This is a genomic window from Micromonospora sp. NPDC049645 (assembly GCF_040675155.1).
Lineage (GTDB): Bacteria > Actinomycetota > Actinomycetes > Mycobacteriales > Micromonosporaceae > Micromonospora.
This window is the reverse complement of sequence record NZ_JBFAOI010000011.1, coordinates 118,769-132,550: the sequence shown is the minus strand read 5'-3', so window position 1 is coordinate 132,550 and position 13,782 is coordinate 118,769. Positions and strand designations below refer to the sequence as shown.

Here is a 13,782-nt window from a genome sequence, read left to right as displayed (position 1 = left end):
GATGACCACCTCCACCCCCACTCGCGCCGCTGTCACCGAGCCGGATCGTCGGCTGCCCGCCCTGGGCGCGTTCTCCCCGGCCGTCCTGCGCATCGAGTTGCGCCGGGTGCTGCGTAACCGCCGCACGCTCGCGTTCACGCTGATCATGCCGGGTGTCTTCTTCCTCATCTTCGGCCTGCCGCAGGGCGGGCAGAGCCTGGACAACGGTCGACCGGTGACCGCGTACGTCATGATCAGCCTGGCCGTGTACGCGGCGATGGTGGCCACCACCAGCGCGGGCGGCGCGGTCGCCACCGAGCGCGCGTTGGGCTGGAGCCGCCAGTTGCGGCTCACCCCGCTGCGCCCGGCCGCGTACGTGGCCACCAAGCTGCTCACCGCGATGACCCTCGGCCTGCTCGCGGTCGCCGTCGAATTCCTGGTGGGCGCCGCGGCCGGCGTCCGCATCCCGGCCGACGTCTGGCTGCTGTCCGGGCTGGCCGCCTGGATCGGTTCGCTGGTCTTCGCCGCCTTCGGTCTGTTCATCGGCTACCTGGTGCCGGCCGAGAACGTCATGCAGTTCATCGGCCCGATCCTGGCCGTGCTGGCCATGTTCGGTGGACTGTTCGTCCCGGTCGAGGTGCTGCCGGAAATCCTGCAACAGGTCGCGAAGTTCACCCCGGTGTACGGCATGGGCGTGCTGGCCCGCGCCCCACTCACCGGTGACGGGGTGAGCATGGCGGCGGTGGCGAACCTCGTCGTCTGGGCGCTGCTCTTCGGCGTCGGCGCGGCCCGGCTGTTCCGTCGGGACACCGCGCGGGTCTGACCCGCCGCGACCGCTAGCGTGAACTCGATGGACCTCTCGACCGGGCAGCCCTGGCCGGTGAGCCGCCACTGGCGGTTCACCGGGTGGCTGCTGGCCGCCGTCTGGCTGTTCTTCCTCAACGTGCCGATCGCCACCGCGCTGCACCAGCCGGAGCTGTGGCGCCGGATCCTCGGTGTGGCCGCCCTGGTCGCCTTCAGCCTCGGTTACGTGCTGCTGTTCCAGTGGGCCCGCAAGCTGCGCCAGTCGCTGCTGCCGATCCCGGCGGGTCGGGCGCGGGCCGGGCTGGCGCTGCTGCTCGCGGTGGGCCTGGCCAGTCTCCCGGGCACCGGTGGGGACTGGCTGGCCACCCTGGTCTACGTGGCGGCGGCCGCGGTGTTCCTGCTGCCGCCGTGGGAGGCGTTGGCCGCCGTGGTGCTCTGCGCCGTGACGCCCGCGCTCGCGTCCTGGCTGGTGCCGGGATGGGGGGCGGAAGGCGGCATCACCTTCGCGGTGCTGCTCGCCTCGTTCGCCATGTTCGGGGTCTCCCGGCTGGCCCAGCGCAACAGCGAACTCCGGGCCGCCCAGCAGGAGATCGGCCGGCTCGCGGTCGCCGAGGAGCGGGCCCGCGCCGCCCGGGACCTGCACGACATCCTCGGGCACTCGCTGACCGTGGTGGCGATCAAGGCGGAGCTGGCGGGACGCCTGATCGAGGTGGACCGGGAGCGGGCCGCCGCCGAGATCGCCGAGGTGGAGGCGCTGGCGCGGGCGGCGCTGGCCGACGTACGACAGACGGTCGGGGCGTACCGGGAGGTCACCCTCGCCGCGGAGCTGGCCGGCGCCCGCTCCGCGCTGGCCGCGGCGGGCATTTCGGCGGATCTGCCGGCGGAGGTGCCGGACCTGCCGGAGGAGTGGGACCAGTTGTTCGGCTGGGCGGTACGGGAAGGGGTGACCAACGTGGTCCGGCACAGCGGGGCGCGGTGCTGCGTCATCCGGGTGCACCCGGATCGGGTCGAGATCAGTGACGACGGCCGTGGTCCGTCCACTCCGGACGCGAACGGGCACGGGTTGGTCGGCCTGCGGGAACGGGCGCGGCGACTGGACGCGGTGGTGACAGTTGGTCGTCGGCCGGAGGGCGGCGGCTTTCTGCTGCGGGTACACGCGCCGGGGGAGGCCCGGTGAGCGGCGGGCCCGCACCGATCCGGCTGCTGCTCGCCGACGACCAGGCGCTGGTCCGGGGTGCGCTGGCCGCCCTGCTCTCGTTGGAAGAGGACCTGACCGTGGTCGCCGAGGTCGGCCGGGGCGACGAGGTGGTGCCCGAGGCTCGACGCAGCCTCCCCGACGTCGCCCTGCTGGATGTGGAGATGCCCGGCCTGGACGGTATCGCGGCGACCGCCGCGCTGCGGGTCGCGCTGCCGACCTGTCGGGTGCTGGTGGTGACGACCTTCGGCCGACCCGGCTACCTACGCCGGGCGATGGAGGCCGGTGCGAGCGGTTTCGTGGTCAAGGACACCCCGGCCCGGCAACTCGCCGACGCGGTCCGCCGGGTGCACGCCGGGCTGCGGGTGGTCGACCCGACGCTGGCCGCGGAGACGCTGGCTGCCGGGGTAAGCCCGCTGACCGAGCGGGAGACCGAGGTGTTGCGGATCGCCCGGGTCGGTGGCACGGTCGCCGATCTGGCGAGGGCGCTGCACCTGTCCGAGGGGACCGTACGCAACCACCTGTCGGCGGCGATCGGCAAGACCGGTGCGCGCAACCGGGCCGACGCGATCCGGGTCGCCGAGCAGAACGGTTGGCTGCTCGGCGAGTGACCGTCGGCCGTGGGTGCCGGCGCTCAGGCGGTCGGCGGTGGGGCCGCCAGTTGGTCGACCACGACGACGCTGCTGCCGGGGCGGACCTCGGCGAGCAGTTCCCGTTGGCCGCTGGGGGTCAGCCGGATACAGCCGTTCGTGGTGTTCTCGCCCAACTCGTCGTCGTTGTGCCAGGTGTGCACGCCGATGTGCGCGCCGCGCAGCCCGGACGGCACCGACTCGGGGTCGTCGGGCACCGAACCGAGGGCGTAGATGTCCACCCCGCCGTAGACCTCCTCCGGCGGTGGGGTGCGGCCCAGGATGAAGGTCCGCCCGAGGGGAGTCTCCTGCCCGGACTGGCCGAGGCTGACCTCCCAGGAGCGCACCGCCTTTCCGGCCCGGTACCAGGTGAGCCGGTGGACCTTGCGTTCCACCACGATCTGGTCGCGCAGCGGCACGGTCTCGAACCCACCGGGCGGCAGCCAGGCGAGTCGTCGGTTGGCCGAGGGCAGCAGGACGGCGGTCCAGCCGGCGCGCCGCTGCGCGATCGGCATGGTCAGCTCGACACCGCGGATGGTCGGTTCGAGGAAGGCCCTCGGACGACCGCCGGGGGCGTCGTAGGCGGCGATCCGCCTGGTCGGGTGTGCGCCGTCGGTCAGCGGTGCGACGTCCATGGTGGCCGGATCGGCGGGGAACCCTCCGGGCGCGGGGTCGTAGTCGACCACCGGCAGCCCGTCCGGGGCGGGCGCGGCCGGGGGGATCGACTCCTCCGGGCTCTGCTCCACGCTGCTAGGGGTCGGGTCGGCTGCCACCACGTTGCGGTCGTCGGGGGCCGTCGAACTCGGGGTGAGGGCCTGGCCGACCAGCAGCGCGGCCACCAGCAGTACGGGTACGACGACGGCGGCGGTCACCCAGACGCCGCGGCGGCGGTACGGAGTCTTTCGGTCAAACGGCACGAAACCACTCTATGGTGGCGGACGCTTCGGGGCCCCCGGTTCGGCGAGACCCGCCGGCCGGAGGCCCCGGTCGCATCAGATTCGCGCGCCGACGTGGATGGCCACGGCGTCGTGCGCCGGCACGTTGGCCGCGAACCAGCCGTTACCGTCCACCGTGATCACCGGTCCGCTGCACGTGCCGCCCGCGTACGTGCCGTGGATGACGTCGCAGTATCGGCCGGCGGGCAACCCGGTGTAGTAGGAGCGGCCGTTGACCGCGGCATCCTCGTCGTTGACGGTGATGAAGCCCTTGCCGCTGCGGCTGAACGCGATGTGGTTGTTGCCGTTGTCGTACCAGTTGGCCACGCCGGCGCCCTCGGTCGCGTTGCGGAAGCCGACCATGTTGGCGATCACCGGCCAGCGGTGTTCGCACTCCCAACCGGAGTAGCAGGTGGTGTCGAGCGTCTTGTTCGCGCCGTCCGACGGTGGGCCGGCGTCCCGGTTGCTGAAGGTGTAGCTGGACATGACGGTAGGCGAGCCGTACGGCCAGGCCAGCATGAAGGCGTTGGCGAGCGCGTAGATGCCCCGGTCCCGGTAGGTGAGCACCCCACCGGAGTCGCGCTGGGTGTCGTGGTTGTCGACGAACACCGAGGCCGGGCCGGTGGGCAGGTGTCCCCAGCCCTCGCCGAAGTTGCGCAGGTACGCCAGCCGTTCGGAGCGGAACACCCGGGCCAGGTCCTTGCCGTAGCGGAACTCGTGCACGTCGCCGTTGCCGGTGTACTCGGTCGGCTGGACCGGCTCGCCGGCGCCGTAGATGACCTCCTGCACCAGGTACGCCGAGCGGGACAGCTTGCCCCGGATGGCGGCGATGTCGGCGGCCGGCATGTGCTTGCTGGCGTCCAGCCGGAAGCCGTCGACACCCAGCGAGAGCAGGTCGTTGAGGTACGACGCGATCTTCGTGCGGACGTAGTCCGACTCGGTCTTCAGGTCGGAGAGGTTGACCAGCTCGCAGTTCTGCACCTCGTACCGGTCGTTGTAGTTGGCGATGTCGTCGCCACCGTTGCGTCCGCAGTGGTGGAAGTCCTGGGTCTGGTAGATCCCGGGATAGTCGTAGTGCGAGTACGACGAGCCGGCCCAGCCGGTGCCGCCGTTGTCCTGACCGGACATGTGGTTGATCACCGCGTCGACGATCACCTTGACCCCGGCCGCGTGGCAGGTGTTCACCATCGACTGGAACTGGGCCCGGGTGCCCTTGCGGGACTCGATCCGATAGCTGACCGGCTGGTACGCCAGCCACCACTGGTTGCCCCGCACGTGCTCCTGCGGGGGTGAGACCTGGACGTAGCCGTAGCCCTTCGGGCCGAGGGTGCTCTGGCACTCGCTGGCCACCGAGGGCCAGTTCCACTCGAAGAGCTGGACGATGACCTTCTTGCCGCCGGACGGGGCGGCGACGGCCGGGGGTGCCGTCACGGTGGCGGGGACGAGCAGGCTGGCGATCAGGCCGAGGGCGAGGAGCGCCGAGCCGCGTCGACGTCGGTGCATGGGGACTCCTGACGGGAGCGGGGGTGGTGGTGCGGTGGGGGAGCGCCGGGTTGTCGGCATCTTGCAACCCAGGCTGAAATTTGCTGAAAGGTTACAAGCGTGTTGCAGCGACTGTCAATGCATGGACATCCGTCACTGTCCGGGTCGCGGAATGGAGCGGCTACAACGCACGCTCGCGCCCCTCGGTTCGATTTCGGCCCAGAAATTTCCGGCGGCGAATGATCCGCGCGCCCTACCGGTCCGTACTGGATGGGGGAGTAGGGGTCGGCCGGTGGTACGCCGCCGCGAGACGATCGAGGAGCAGATGGCCCGGGCACAGCAGGACAAGAAGGCGGCGACCGTCCGGACCAGCGCCAGCAGTCGGGGGGTGCGCACCCGGTCGCGGTCCGCGACCGCCCTGCTGATCGCGTCGGTGCTCGCCGCGCTCTGGGCGGCGATCATGCTGACCGGCGCCGGTCAGACGGCGTACGCGTACGGCTTCTTCTTCACCGAGTTCTTCGCCGGGGTGATCTCCCTGGTCGCGTTGAGCCTCACCGTGATGCTCGGTCTGCTCGCCACCGACCGGCTGGTGCTGCGCATCTCGCACCGGGTGCTGATGCAGTCGGCGCACCGGGCCACCGGCGTGCTGGGCGTCGCCGGCCTCGGCTTCCACGTCCTCACCAAAATCGCGACCGGACGGGCGGCGGCGACCGACGCGCTGGTGCCGTTCGTCGGCGGCCGGGGCCTCTACGTCGGGCTCGGCACGGTGGCCGCGCTACTGATGGTCAGCGTGATCTGGACCGGCATCATCCGGGCCCGCTTCGCCGGCGTCGGTCCGAAGTGGCTGTGGCGCGCGCTGCACTCCACCGCGTACCTGGCCTGGCCGTTCGCCGTGCTGCACGGCCTCAACGCCGGCCGGGCCGCGAAGTCCTGGGTGGTGCTCAGCTACCTCGGCTGCATCCTGCTGGTGGTGCTGGCCCTGCTGGTCCGGTTCTCGGTCACCATCGGTCGGCGCAGCCGCGAACAGCACCAGGCCGCGGTCCGCAACGCGGTGATGGCCGGGCGGGCCGAGGAGGCGAAGACCGCCAGATCGCTGCTGACCGGGTTGGGTCGGGGCAGCAAGGCCGCAGACAAGCGTCCGACCTGGGCGGACACCACCACCGCCACCTGGGCCGCGCCGGCCGCGCGCCGCGACCCCGAACGGTTCACCGTGCCGGTGGTGCCCGAGCCCGGTTCCCTCGTCGAGTCGACCCGGCCGAGCCGCCGTCGGCGCGAGGAGGAGCCGGCCGCGCGCCGCGACACCGAACGGTCCGCGCGTAGCCGCCGGGCCGAGGAGACCACGACCAGCCGATCGGCTCGCCGCAGCGTGGAGGACACCGGCACCCGCCGACGCGACGAGGAGGAACTGGAGCCGGTGACCCGGCGGCGCGGCTCGCGTACCCGGGACGAGGGCGTTCCGACCGGGCGGCGACGCGCCGACGCGCCGGCCGCCGAGCGGTCCCGTCGCCGGTCCCGCAGCGAGGACGAGGACAGCCGGTATTCGGCCCCGCCGCTGCCGACGGCCGAGCCGGAGGAGCCGTGGGACAGCCCGCGCCGGTGGCAGGCCGCCGAGCCGATCTCCGCCGGCCCGGTCTCCGCCGAGCCGATCTCGGCCGGCCCGGTCTCCAGCAGCCCCATCTCGTCCGCGCCGCGCAGCGGCAGCGGCCGGCACAGCGCCGATGACGACCTGCCGGAGGAGCCGGACTACTGGCGTCCGCCGGCCCGGTACGTGCCGGACGAGGTCCCGCCGCCCATCGACGACGACACCCCGACTCTCGTCGACCTGGCGTCCCGGCGCGCGCGACGGGCGGCCGGCGAGGGCCGGTCCAAGCGCCGTAAGGCCAGCGCGGACGCCGTGGACGGCGCGTACTGGGCGGGGCTGCGGGGTGAGGCGAAGTGATGCGCACCGCCGTGCCACCGGTCGCCTGCGTGGGCGAGCCCCGGCTCACCGCCGGCTTCGCCGAGTACGGCCGCCTCGACCTGCTCGCCCACGAGGAGGTGCACGGACCGATCGGCCCGATGGAGCCGGCGCAGCTGCTCCGCCTCGCCGAGGGCATGCAGCTCAAGGGCAAGGGCGGGGCGGGCTTCCCGTTCGCCCGCAAACTGCGCGCCGTGCTGGAGTCCTGCGAGCGGCAGGACCTCGCCGCCGTGGTGGTGGTCAACGCCAGCGAGGGGGAGCCGGCCAGCTGGAAGGACAAGGTGCTGCTGACCCGTGCCCCGCACCTGATCCTGGACGGCGCCGCGCTGGCCGCGTACGCGCTGGACGCCGACGAGATCGTGATCGGTGTGGCGGACGACGGGGTCGGCCGGGACTCGCTGATGGAGGCCCTCGAAGAGCGCCGGATGCCGGTGCTGACGACCATCGTCACCGTGCCGCACCGGTTCATCTCCGGCGAGGGCGGCGCGCTGGTCAACGGCATCAACGGGCTGCCGCACATCCCGCCCGGGACCAAGAAGCGCTCCAGCGACTCCGGGGTCAGCGGCCTGCCCACCCTGCTGTCCAACGCCGAGACGTACGCGCAGCTCGCGGTCGGCGCGCGACTCGGCCCGTACGAGTACGCGGCGCTCGGCACCGACGACGAGCCGGGCACCGTGCTGCTCACCGTGACCGGCGCGGCGGGCCGGCCGGCCGTGGTGGAGTGCACCGCCGGCATGCCGTTGCGCGACGTCCTCGACCTGTGCGAGGTGCCGGACGTCCAGGGCATCCTGATGGGCGGCTACCACGGCAAGTGGATCACCCCGGAGGCGGCGGAGAAGGCCGAGGTCTCCCGCAAGGGCCTGGCCGCGGTGGGCGGCACCCTCGGCGCGGGCATCATCATCCCGCTCGGTGTCGACACCTGCCCGCTCGGCGAGGCCGCGCAGGTGGTGCGCTATCTGGCCGGCGAGTCCGCCGGGCAGTGCGGACCGTGCAAGATGGGCCTGCCCGACCTGGCCCGCGCGGTGGACCTGGCCGTCGCGGGCAGCCAACCGGCGGACGTGGTGCGCGCCGCCGCCGGAGAGGTGAAGGGCCGGGGGGCGTGCAGCCACCCCGACGGCACCGCCCGGTTCGCGCTCTCCGCGATCGAGGTCTTCGCCGAGGATCTGCGGCTGCACAGCACCGGCGACGGCTGCGGCCGACGGGTCAAGGGCGAGATGGGGTTGCCGGGCGCACCCGACAACAACCCGCAGAAGCTCACCCTGGACTGGTCGCGCTGCGACGGGCACGGCCTGTGCGCGCACGTCGTACCGGACTTCATCCGACTCGACGCGAACGGATATCCCGCCTTCCCGGCCACCCCCGTGCCGACCTGGCTGCGGGAGGGCGCGCTGAAGGCGGTCAAGGTGTGCCCGGAGCTGGCTCTCCGACTCGCCAAGGCCGAGTAGGACGGCTTCCTGACCAGAACGGAGAAGCGGATGCGGATCGGCATGGCGTGGACAGGGGCCGGGCAGCTGCGCCGCGCCGCCACCGCCGGGGCGCTCGTCGTGGCCCTGTTCGGTGCCGCCGCCTGCACCGGCACCGCGCCGGGCGGGCCCGCCGTCGCCGGATCGGCTCCGGCCTCGACCGGCTCCGCGCCCGCGCCGACCGAGCCGGCGACCGGGCCACCTGCCGCCGCCCCGGCGCAGGTCCCGGACGTGCTGCGCTTCACCGGGACCACCCTCGGCGGGGCCCCGTTCGACGCGGCGCGACTCGCCGGTAAGCCGGTGGTGCTGTGGTTCTGGGCGCCGTGGTGCGCCACCTGCGCCAGCCAGGCGTGGACGGTGGCCGAGATCGCGCCCCGCTACCGGGACACCGTGCCGATCGTCGGGGTCGCCGGGCTGGGCGAGCGGAAGGCGATGAAGGAGTTCGTCACCGAGTTCGACCTCGGCGCGACGCCGCAGATCGACGACAGCAAGGGCGCGCTCTGGAAGCGGTTCACGGTGACCGAACAGAGCATCTTCGTGATCATCGACCGGAGCGGCAAGGTCGTCCACCAGGGCTTCCTGGACGGTGAGGCGCTCACCGCCCGGGTCGCCGCGCTGGCCGGGGCGTGACCGCCGCACTGCTGCTCGCGCTGACCGCCGGCATGCTCGGCGCGGTCAACCCGTGCGGCTTCGCGTTGCTGCCCGCGTACCTGTCGCTGCTGGTCGCCGAAGGGTCGGACACCCGCGGCGCGGTCGGCCGCGCGCTCACCGCGGCGGCCGGGCTGACCCTCGGGTACGTGTTGGTGTTCGGCGCGTTCGGTCTGGCGCTCGCGCCGCTGGCCGGTTGGCTGCGACCCCGGCTGCCGTGGCTGACCGTGGTGCTCGGCGTGCTGCTGGTGGTGGCCGGCTGCTGGCTGCTCGCCGGCCGGCGGCTGCCCGTCCCCGGCTGGTCCGCCCGCGCGCCCCGGCTGACCCGGTCCTGGCCGTCGATGGCGCTGTTCGGCGCGGCGTACGCGCTGGCGTCGCTGGGCTGCGCCATCGCGCCGTTCCTGGCCATCGTGGTGACCAGCCTCCAGGTCGGCTCGACCGCGCAGGGGTTGGCGCTGTTCGGTGCGTACGCCATCGGGATGGGTCTGGTGGTCGCGGTCGCCGCGCTCGGCGTGGCGCTGCTGCGCGACGGCCTGGTGGCCCGGCTGCGCGTCGCGGGCGCGCTGGTGCCCCACCTCAGCGGCCTGGTGCTGCTGCTCGCCGGGAGCTACGTCGCCTGGTACGGCTGGTACGAGATACGACTCGCCGCCGGGCGGCGCGACGCGCTCCAGGACCCGATCATCCGAGCGGCGTCCCAGCTCCAACACACGGTGGCCGACGCCCTGGACGCCGTCGGCCCGACCCTGCTCCTGGCCGCCCTGGCCACTCTCCTGCTGACAGCGGCCCTCACCAGGTCCCGCACCCGTCCCCGCGATCGTGCCGTTCCAATCGGGACGGAAGCCGCGGAGCCCCGGCTTCCGGAGACCGGCACCGCGGGGTCGCCGGGGTGAGGAGCCCGCCAGGTCGATGTGCTGAGGAGCGGTATGCCTCAGAGGCATATTCATGACTCTGAGGCATACCGCGCACTGCCGCATCCGCCCCGACGGAGATGACCGAGGGTGACCGTCAGCGGGGGGTCAGGCGGTCGGTGCCCAGGCGGTCCTGGAGGACCTCGGGGATCAGGACGCTGCCGTCGGCCTGCTGGTACTGCTCCAGGATGGCCGGGAAGAGCCGGCTGGTGGCCAGCGCCGACCCGTTGAGGGTGTGCACGAAACGGGTCTGCTTGCCGCCCGGCTCGCGGTACCGGATGGCCGCCCGACGGGCCTGGTAGTCGCCGGCCCAGGAGACCGACGACACCTCCTTGTACTTGCCGGTGCTCGGCATCCACACCTCGATGTCGAGGGTCTTCTTCATCGAGGCGCTGGCGTCACCGGCCGAGAGCAGGGTGCGCTGGTAGTGCAGGCCCAGCCCCTCGACCAGGCTTTCGGCGTGGGCGAGCATCTCCTCCAGTGCCGCGTCGGCCTGCTCCGGAAGGGTGAACTGGAAGATCTCCACCTTGTTGAACTGGTGCCCCCGCACCGTGCCGCGCTCGTCGGAGTGCGAGCCGGCCGACTCCCGCCGGTAGCACGGGGTGTACGCGAACGCCTTCAGCGGCAGCTTCGGGGTCTCCAGGATCTCGTCCTGGTACGCGCCGAGGATCGCCGTCTCCGACGTGGGCAGCAGGAACTGACCACGCGGGGCGGACGCCGAGTCCAGGTGGTAGACGTCGTCGTAGAACTTGGGGAACTGCCCGGCGGCGAAACCGGCCGAATCCAGCAGCAGGTGCGGCGGGAGCAGGAACTCGTAACCGGCCCTGATGTGCTGGTCGACGAAGTAGTTGAGCAGCGCCCACTCCAGCCGGGCGCCGACCCCGGTGTAGATCCAGAAACCGGACCCGCCGAGCTTGACCCCACGCTCGTAGTCGACCAGGCCCAACGCGCGGCTCAGCTCCACGTGGTCGCGGACCTTCTCGATCGCCGGCGGCTCGCCGAAGGTCTTCACCACCCGGTTGGCTTCCTTGCCACCGGCCACGACGTCGTCGCTGGGCAGGTTGGGCAGCTCGCTCATCGCGTCGCGCAGCCGGGCCTGCACCTCGTCCAGCTGGGACTCCAGCTCGGCGAGCTGCTTACGCTCCGCCTCCGGAGCGGCGGCCTGCGGCTCCTCGCCGGCCCGCTTCGCCTGCGCGTACGCCCGCGCCTCGGCCTTGCGGCGCTGCCGCTCGGCGTCGATCTCCGTGATCAGGGCGCGGCGTTCCTGGTCGAGCCGCTGGATCTCGTCCAGCGCTCGGGTGACCTCGGCGGGATCCAGACGCTTCGCCAGCGCGGTCGCCACCGCCTCGCGATCCTTCCGGATCAACTCCATGTCGAGCATGCTGCTCCGTACGCCTCCGTCCGGGGTTCACTGGTGAACCATCAGATGTTACCGTCGCGCACGTTTCCACCCGGGGACGGGGAGCGCGAGGGATTTCTACAGCCGGATCGGCATGAGCACCGAGTAGGTGTCCGCGTCGTCCGGTCGGCGTAGGGCCAGCGGGGCGATCGGCCCGTCCAACTCCAGCACCAGTTGCGGTGCGCCGGCCGCGTTCAACGCGTCCAGCAGGTAGCCGCCGTCCACCCCGACCCGCAGCGCGTCGGCGCCCAGGTCGGCGGCCGGGAGCAGCCGCAGCCCGCCCTGGTCGTCGACGCCGAGCACGGTGACCGCCCGGGTCGTGCCGTCGTGGTGCAGGGCGACGGTGGGGGCCGCCGGGTCGGCCAGCGCGGCGCGCAGCGTGGCCACGTCCACCGGGATCCGCCGCGCCCTCGGCCGCTCACCGACGGACTTGCGCAGCAGCCGGTGGTAGTCCGGGAAGTCGTACGGCAGGGCGCTGCCGGTCAGCGTCCGCTCGGCCACCCGCACCCGCAGGTCCGCGCCCGCCACGGTCAGCCGTACCGGCCAGGTGTCGGCGGTGTCGAGCAGCGGCCGGAGCTGGTCGACGAGGGCCACCGGCACGAACGCCCGCACCGGCGGCCCGTCGACGTCGGCGTCGGCCCGAGCCAGCGCGAGCCGGTAACGGTCGGTGGCCACGAGCCGGACAGCGTCCGGCTCCACGTCGAACAGCACACCGGCGAGCATCGGCAGCTCCGGGTCGACACCGACGGCGAAACGCACCGCGTCGAGCGCGGCGGCCAGGGCGGCGGGGGAGAACAGGACCGTGGTGGTGGCCGGTGCGGCCGGGTCCACCAGGGCGCGGAGCCGGGCGACCTCGCGGCGGGCGTCGCTGAGCCCCTCGGCGAGCCGGCGCAGGTGCGCGTCGAGCAGCTGGTGCACGGCGGCCGGCTCGGCGCGCACCGCGGCGGCGATCTCCGGAACCGGCATGCCGATCCGGCGCAGCCCGGCCACCAGCCGGGCCGGGGCGATCTGCTCCTCGGTGTACCAGCGGTAGCCGGTCACCGGGTCGACCAGGGTCGGCTCCAGCACCCTCGCCGAGTCGTAGAAGCGCAGGGCGCTGACGGTCAGGCCGCTGGCCCGGGCCAGCTCGCCGATGCTGTGCAGGTCGCTCACCCGGGGCATCCTGCCCCCTCGACCCGCTTGAGGGTCAAGCCGAGGGCTCCAGCACCCGGAAGGTGAGGCCGGCCCGGACGAGCCGGTCGAGCAGCGCGTCACCCATGGCGGCGACGGGGGTGAGCTGGCCGGCGGTCGGCGGCAGTTCGTCGAACGCCAGGCACAGCGCCGACTCGGCGAGCATCTTCGCCGTCTCGTCGTAGCCGGGGTCGCCGCCGGCGACCTCGGTGACCACCCGCTGCCCACCGCCGGTGCCGACGAACCGGACCCGGAACCAGGACGACGCCCGCTGCTGTGCGGTGGGCCCCTGCCCGGACGCGAGCCGGCCGAGCAGCCAACGTCGGCTCGGCGGCAGTTTCACCAGCCCGATCAGCGCGCCGAGCCCGGCCGCGCCGGCCAGCACGGTGGGCAACCGCTTCACCGCGGCGAAGTGCCGGTAGCGGAAGTCCGGGCCGTACTCCGGGCGGGCCGCCGCCGACCGGCGGACCACCTGCGGGTCGATGGTCGGCAGCGGCACGGTCCAGATGCCCAGCTCCGCCGAGCGGGCCAACCGGCCGGGCACCGCCCGGACCCGACGGTCGGTGGGGCGCGGCTCGGCCGCCCGGCGGTCCCGGGCGGCCCGGCTGGCCTGCCCGGTGCGGGAGAACGCGGTGAGCGCCGAATGGTAGGTGCCGGCGGAGAACCGGCCGCCCGCGCGCACATAACCGTCCACGGTGATCGGCACGTCGGCGGGTAGCTGCTTGACGGTGAACCAGGCGCCCAGGTCGTGCGGGATCGAGTCGAACCCGCAGGCGTGCACCAGGCGGGCGCCGGTGCGGGTCGCCTCGGCGTGGTGACGCAGATACATGACGTCGACGAACTCCGGCTCACCGGTGATGTCCAGATAGTCGGTGCCGGACCGCGCGCACGCCGCGACCAGTGGCTCCCCGTGGTGGATGAACGGGCCGACCGTGCTGGCCACCACCCGGGCGCTGTCCGCCACCGCGCGCAGTGAGTCGGCGTCGGTCACGTCGGCGGTGAGCAGCGGCAGGTCGGCCAGCTCCAGGTCGATCGCGGCGAGCCGGTCGCGGACGGCGGCGAGGCGCTGCGGGTTGCGCCCGGCGAGCGCCCAACGCAGCCCGGCCGGCGCGTGTCGGGCCAGGTACTCGGCGGTCAGGCCGCCGGTGAACCCGGTCGCTCCGAAGAGCACCACGTCGTACGTTCGCTCGCCAGTCATTCCCGGAGTCTGCCA

At 73.2% G+C, this 13,782-nt stretch carries 12 protein-coding genes; 7 read left to right on the top strand and 5 right to left on the bottom strand.

Features of this window, described 5'->3' with window-relative positions; all coding sequences use genetic code 11:
• The first annotated feature begins 1 nt into the window (after position 1).
• From AB0J33_RS23420 to AB0J33_RS23410, 3 genes are read left to right on the top strand one after another with little or no spacing between them, the layout of a single operon-like run.
• Complete coding sequence (locus AB0J33_RS23420; RefSeq protein WP_363616147.1) at positions 2 to 802, top strand: ABC transporter permease; 801 nt, start codon at positions 2 to 4, stop codon at positions 800 to 802.
• Positions 803 to 829: 27 nt separating this feature from the next.
• The gene (locus AB0J33_RS23415; protein WP_363616146.1) at positions 830 to 1,960 is read left to right on the top strand and encodes a histidine kinase; all 1,131 of its coding nucleotides are present in this window, start codon (positions 830 to 832) and stop codon (positions 1,958 to 1,960) included.
• Positions 1,957 to 2,589, top strand: coding sequence for a response regulator transcription factor (locus AB0J33_RS23410; RefSeq protein ID WP_363616145.1), 633 nt, complete (start codon positions 1,957 to 1,959; stop codon positions 2,587 to 2,589). Before AB0J33_RS23415 ends, AB0J33_RS23410 begins: the two co-directional genes overlap by 4 nt.
• A 23-nt stretch (positions 2,590 to 2,612) precedes the next feature.
• Here the strand turns inward: AB0J33_RS23410 and AB0J33_RS23405 are convergent, their stop codons facing one another.
• Positions 2,613 to 3,524, bottom strand: a complete 912-nt coding sequence (locus AB0J33_RS23405; RefSeq protein ID WP_363616144.1) for a L,D-transpeptidase — start codon at positions 3,522 to 3,524, stop codon at positions 2,613 to 2,615.
• 75 nt (positions 3,525 to 3,599) lie between these two features.
• Complete coding sequence (locus AB0J33_RS23400; protein ID WP_363616143.1) at positions 3,600 to 5,045, bottom strand: alpha-amylase family glycosyl hydrolase; 1,446 nt, start codon at positions 5,043 to 5,045, stop codon at positions 3,600 to 3,602.
• 271 nt (positions 5,046 to 5,316) lie between these two features.
• On the opposite strand from AB0J33_RS23400, the gene AB0J33_RS23395 reads away from it, so the two are divergent.
• The 4 genes from AB0J33_RS23395 to AB0J33_RS23380 are packed head-to-tail and all read left to right on the top strand — an operon-like array spanning position 5,317 to position 9,982.
• Positions 5,317 to 6,963 carry a hypothetical protein gene (locus AB0J33_RS23395; RefSeq protein WP_363616142.1) on the top strand — a complete coding sequence of 549 codons (1,647 nt, stop codon included), beginning with the start codon at positions 5,317 to 5,319 and terminating at the stop codon, positions 6,961 to 6,963.
• Entirely contained in the window at positions 6,963 to 8,426 is a 1,464-nt protein-coding gene (locus tag AB0J33_RS23390; RefSeq protein WP_363616141.1) for an NADH-ubiquinone oxidoreductase-F iron-sulfur binding region domain-containing protein, read from the top strand. Before AB0J33_RS23395 ends, AB0J33_RS23390 begins: the two co-directional genes overlap by 1 nt.
• A 30-nt stretch (positions 8,427 to 8,456) precedes the next feature.
• Positions 8,457 to 9,074, top strand: a complete 618-nt coding sequence (locus AB0J33_RS23385; protein ID WP_363616140.1) for a thioredoxin-like domain-containing protein — start codon at positions 8,457 to 8,459, stop codon at positions 9,072 to 9,074.
• Positions 9,071 to 9,982 carry a cytochrome c biogenesis protein CcdA gene (locus AB0J33_RS23380; protein ID WP_363616139.1) on the top strand — a complete coding sequence of 304 codons (912 nt, stop codon included), beginning with the start codon at positions 9,071 to 9,073 and terminating at the stop codon, positions 9,980 to 9,982. The genes AB0J33_RS23385 and AB0J33_RS23380 overlap by 4 nt, the downstream gene beginning before the upstream one ends.
• Positions 9,983 to 10,097: 115 nt before the next feature.
• Here AB0J33_RS23380 and serS read toward each other — a convergent pair whose 3' ends face one another.
• From serS to AB0J33_RS23365, 3 genes are all read right to left on the bottom strand, one after another.
• A complete protein-coding gene (gene serS, locus AB0J33_RS23375; protein ID WP_363616138.1) occupies positions 10,098 to 11,381 on the bottom strand; it encodes a serine--tRNA ligase in 1,284 nt (427 codons plus the stop codon).
• Between the two features lie 96 nt (positions 11,382 to 11,477).
• Positions 11,478 to 12,560 carry a MerR family transcriptional regulator gene (locus AB0J33_RS23370; protein WP_363616137.1) on the bottom strand — a complete coding sequence of 361 codons (1,083 nt, stop codon included), beginning with the start codon at positions 12,558 to 12,560 and terminating at the stop codon, positions 11,478 to 11,480.
• Between the two features lie 25 nt (positions 12,561 to 12,585).
• Complete coding sequence (locus AB0J33_RS23365; protein ID WP_363616136.1) at positions 12,586 to 13,767, bottom strand: saccharopine dehydrogenase NADP-binding domain-containing protein; 1,182 nt, start codon at positions 13,765 to 13,767, stop codon at positions 12,586 to 12,588.
• Positions 13,768 to 13,782: the final 15 nt, after the last annotated feature.

Coding starts and splice junctions, on each gene's coding strand:
- AB0J33_RS23365 (WP_363616136.1), bottom strand. CDS start 13,767: ATGACTGGCGAGCGAACGTACGACGTGGTGCTCTTCGGAGCGACCGGG.
- serS (WP_363616138.1), bottom strand. CDS start 11,381: ATGCTCGACATGGAGTTGATCCGGAAGGATCGCGAGGCGGTGGCGACC.
- AB0J33_RS23390 (WP_363616141.1), top strand. CDS start 6,963: ATGCGCACCGCCGTGCCACCGGTCGCCTGCGTGGGCGAGCCCCGGCTC.
- AB0J33_RS23415 (WP_363616146.1), top strand. CDS start 830: ATGGACCTCTCGACCGGGCAGCCCTGGCCGGTGAGCCGCCACTGGCGG.
- AB0J33_RS23400 (WP_363616143.1), bottom strand. CDS start 5,045: ATGCACCGACGTCGACGCGGCTCGGCGCTCCTCGCCCTCGGCCTGATC.
- AB0J33_RS23385 (WP_363616140.1), top strand. CDS start 8,457: ATGCGGATCGGCATGGCGTGGACAGGGGCCGGGCAGCTGCGCCGCGCC.
- AB0J33_RS23370 (WP_363616137.1), bottom strand. CDS start 12,560: ATGCCCCGGGTGAGCGACCTGCACAGCATCGGCGAGCTGGCCCGGGCC.
- AB0J33_RS23420 (WP_363616147.1), top strand. CDS start 2: ATGACCACCTCCACCCCCACTCGCGCCGCTGTCACCGAGCCGGATCGT.